Here is a 3627-nt window from a genome sequence, read left to right on the forward strand (position 1 = left end):
AGACAATACCGAATTTAAAAGGAAATGATTAGATGGGGTTTACCGCCAGCTTACCCAACACTTGGACGAAAGTGATCTAGCAGATGGTCCAGTTCCGCGCAGCGGGTCTATCTCAAAACCATTCAATCGATTTTTTAACCTTGCTTTGTAGGCACACTATTCGAAGTAGATCATTGGCTGTGATATCTTTTATTTCCAAACACCACGCACCATCAAAAAGGTTCAACTAAAAAGTGGAAACTAAACCGCTTCTTTGGGGAGGTCATGCAGCCAGAAAAGATGATTTGCGAAGTTAGGTGGTTTTACCGTTGATAATGGAGAATCGTTATGAGTTCTACTCAAAAGAGCCAGAACTTGAACGGTTGGATTTCTCTGTCCATCGACACCCTGTATAGTTGAAGGATTGTCTATGAATCACACATCTTAACTTACTATTCTCACACACATGGATATCTGCCTCGTTTTTCTAATCATTACTGAATCACCAATTTGGGGTTGTTTTGATACCAATAATCTATCAATAAAAATAGGCTCTTTTGTGCGGTTCACAAACAATATTTTCTGACCGTTCCTTTCGTTATGTTTAATGTTTGTAACAATATCAATATCGTATGAATCGTTTAGAATATCTAAGCCTTCAGAAGCATCTGATAGATTTAGGCGTATCGGCAGTTCCCCTCCACAAAACTTGCAAGATCTTGCGCTTACATGATTTTCACTACCGCAAGCACCACAATATCGCTCTAGCGTATTATGCTGTTTACTGTCTCTTTCTCCGCCAGAACCAGTCAATACTTGATCAAGCGGACCAAATCTTGAAACATGCTTTCCGAAGTCTATCAGAAGACAATCCTTCTTCTTCTCATGGATTCTCATCCCTCGTCCCACCGATTGAATCCACAGTGTTATTGACTGAATTGAACGTAAATAAACTAGCGCATCAATACTTGGGTTATCGTAGCCTACTGTTAATAGTCCAACATTAATCATCCACTGGCGCTTATCTTTCTGCTCAAATTGCTCACAACGCTTATCAATTTCTCTTTGGTTTAATCGAGAGTGGACAACCAACGCCTCCTCGTTGAGTGACTTTAGATATTGAGCAATGAACTCTGCGTGTTCTATGCTCTTGGCAAACACAAGCGCCTTTCGCCTTTTGTTATCGATAAGTAACTTCTTCGATGTCTGTATGTTTGCACGAGTTATTTTTTCTAACTCTTCCGACATGGTTTCCATACCACTCGCTGACAACACAGAATCTGTTCGAATGGGTCTAATCGGAGACAGGTATCCTTGATCCAGTAACTTGGATAAAGTAATACGATAAACTTCGGTCCATGCATCCTGATCTGATAACAACGTATTTCTACGAAACGGAGTAGCAGTCAATCCAATGATAGGTACATTGGGAAATGAAGTAACCAAACGGTTACGTATTTCGCTTTCTTCAGTTTCATCAAAGGACAACAAATGACACTCATCGAAAACAATATAACCGACATCTTCAACCTCATGCTTAATGAAGCTTTGAGTTGTACTAATTATTACATCAGAAGAAATGTCTCTATGACCTAACGAGCCAGCCAATAAGCCCCCAGATACTTCTTCCGCGATTTGTTGAAGCAATCGAACTCGAGGGGTCAGTATAACAATTCTCTTGTTTGTCTTTTTCAATAGTCGGTTAATTACTTCCCGGATGATTAGTGTTTTCCCAGCACCGGTCGGTGCGACAACAAGGGGGTTTCCTCGTTTCTTGCTCAAAAAGGATAACACTGACTCGACAGCCTCAGATTGATAATTTCTTAACTCATTTTTCATTAAATAGTTTCTCCACAGGTGGAAGAGGTATTAGTATGCAGCCTTGTGTGCGGTCGTCTTCATCTATCCTGGCAACCTGCGCGAGATTTGCTCTTTCAAGTTTATCAGCGTAACTCTTAATGATTATTCCCCCAGGAGCATATAGGTAAGCTCTTACTTCTGAAGTTGTGCGAGCTTGTTTGTTACAAACTGCAAATAAAGCTTGAGCAACGAGTACGCCACCTCTTGGTACGTATTGGTATAATTGATAAAGGCAGTTCCCGAATAGCCTTGATTCCTCTTTCGAATACTCCGATTGGGATAACCTGACACTTTCAAGTAGTCGCACTTGATAACATTTACGCCTGGGATTACCGTACATACCGTGTCGAACTTCTATGTACCGGAATTTAGTGAGTTCCTCTAGTTCACTTTTAATTATCACCTTCAAATTCAGGTCTCTAGCTAAAGAATTAAGCTCGACCCACTTTGCCGTTCCATACCTCGCTATCTGCATTAAGATGAGAATCACTCTAAATGATTTAGTTCTATTACCTTCCGCCAGCAATCTCATAAGTCGTTCAATTTCGAATATTTCAATCATTATTGTTAACCTTTACTCATTAATCTCTTGTTTGTATAAAGCAGCAACTGTATCTATCGAACCCATATCTATCTGTGTGCATAAAAGTAGTTTTTCCAATTCACTTTTATGCGTAGTTGAACGCTCTTCAGAAGCATGTATTGATACAACTATTACCTTTCTTTTGGGTGTAAAATGCCCGACCACTCCAGCTTCAGGAGTAATCTAAGTTTCAAAGTTGAATTGTTAATCGATTATCTTGATGTCAAAGCGATCATCTTGATGAACTTCAAGTAGCTTTGATGGAATTTGAAGGCGAAGTACCGCCCCTTCGTCGAGAATGGTTGCCCAGTTTTCGACAGAACCGGCGGAAGTTGCGTAGCCAGAGATAAGAGCCACATCGGCATGAATACGAGCCCCGGGGTCACGTCCAAACGCTCTACAAAGCTGGAGACCTGCAAACTCAATATCACTGCCGTATTCTCGAATTTCTTCCTTCGCAGTGAGTTCAATTGTCGCGGGTTGACTGTTGTAGAGCTCATCGAGCTGTCTAACTTCACTTGCAACAAAGTTCGGAAAAGTCCAAGCAGCCTGTTCTTTGTCCCAGGTTCCACCTAGCCTTTTACAATCAGAAATCAACAAAGAATTTTTATCGGCTTTCAGTGTTACACGACGCTGTTTGGACTCGTCTTTAATCGAGACTGTTAGCTGTATATCTGTGCCTTCGAGATCTTCAACATTAAGAAATTGCTTGCCCAGTTGAAGTTGGTGAGAAGTGGTGTTTATGAAGATTTTACAGTGTTGACCACTGGTTGTTTCAGCAGAATAGTAATCAGAGTGTTTTTCTTTAATGTTCAGAAGCATAGGCGTTTAGTCCTTAGTAATCAGATTGCATAATTACTCCCCTTATTAATTCTATGGCGATTCGCTCGATTCAACGGCAATCACCGGTGTCACACATAATCAAATGATTGATGCCTCCCCCGAGACACAGAATTGAACTACGGAGTCGAGACTCATTCCAATTCATACCACTATTATAGCTATCAAAATTCAAATGTCAAGAAAAACCTTTATTTTTCAACTGTATACCAATTTCACTCTGAAATTATTATGTAGCTAACAGAGTCATTCTCGTCTACCTGATGGACTACCGAAAATTTGTTGTAGCCTTGGCTTCGCCAAAATTTACTGTAAGCGCTCCATAAAACCCGCATTCTAATCGCCTAGCGGGAAGAATAAGATCA

The 3627-nt window shown here is 40.5% G+C and carries 3 protein-coding genes; all 3 read right to left on the reverse strand.

Translation table 11 applies throughout. From position 1 onward, the window contains the following. Window positions 1-423: 423 nt before the first annotated feature. The 3 genes from AAFM34_RS20570 to AAFM34_RS20580 all read right to left on the reverse strand — a co-directional run bounded on the left by AAFM34_RS20570 (window position 424) and on the right by AAFM34_RS20580 (window position 3244). The gene (locus AAFM34_RS20570; protein WP_341666081.1) at window positions 424-1818 is read right to left on the reverse strand and encodes a DEAD/DEAH box helicase; all 1395 of its coding nucleotides are present in this window, start codon (window positions 1816-1818) and stop codon (window positions 424-426) included. Beyond that, window positions 1808-2401 (reverse strand): hypothetical protein, encoded by a 594-nt coding sequence (locus tag AAFM34_RS20575; protein WP_341666083.1) that lies wholly within the window; start codon window positions 2399-2401, stop codon window positions 1808-1810. The genes AAFM34_RS20570 and AAFM34_RS20575 overlap by 11 nt, the downstream gene beginning before the upstream one ends. 225 nt (window positions 2402-2626) lie before the next feature. Next, window positions 2627-3244 (reverse strand): hypothetical protein, encoded by a 618-nt coding sequence (locus AAFM34_RS20580; protein ID WP_341666085.1) that lies wholly within the window; start codon window positions 3242-3244, stop codon window positions 2627-2629. Window positions 3245-3627 lie beyond the last annotated feature (383 nt).

It is taken from the genome of Vibrio sp. (assembly GCF_038138445.1).
In the GTDB taxonomy this organism is placed as follows: domain Bacteria; phylum Pseudomonadota; class Gammaproteobacteria; order Enterobacterales; family Vibrionaceae; genus Vibrio.

Bases quoted from the DNA above. Each gene is read 5' to 3' on its own strand.
- AAFM34_RS20580 (WP_341666085.1), bottom strand. From the start codon at position 3,244: ATGCTTCTGAACATTAAAGAAAAACACTCTGATTACTATTCTGCTGAA.
- AAFM34_RS20575 (WP_341666083.1), bottom strand. From the start codon at position 2,401: ATGATTGAAATATTCGAAATTGAACGACTTATGAGATTGCTGGCGGAA.
- AAFM34_RS20570 (WP_341666081.1), bottom strand. From the start codon at position 1,818: ATGAAAAATGAGTTAAGAAATTATCAATCTGAGGCTGTCGAGTCAGTG.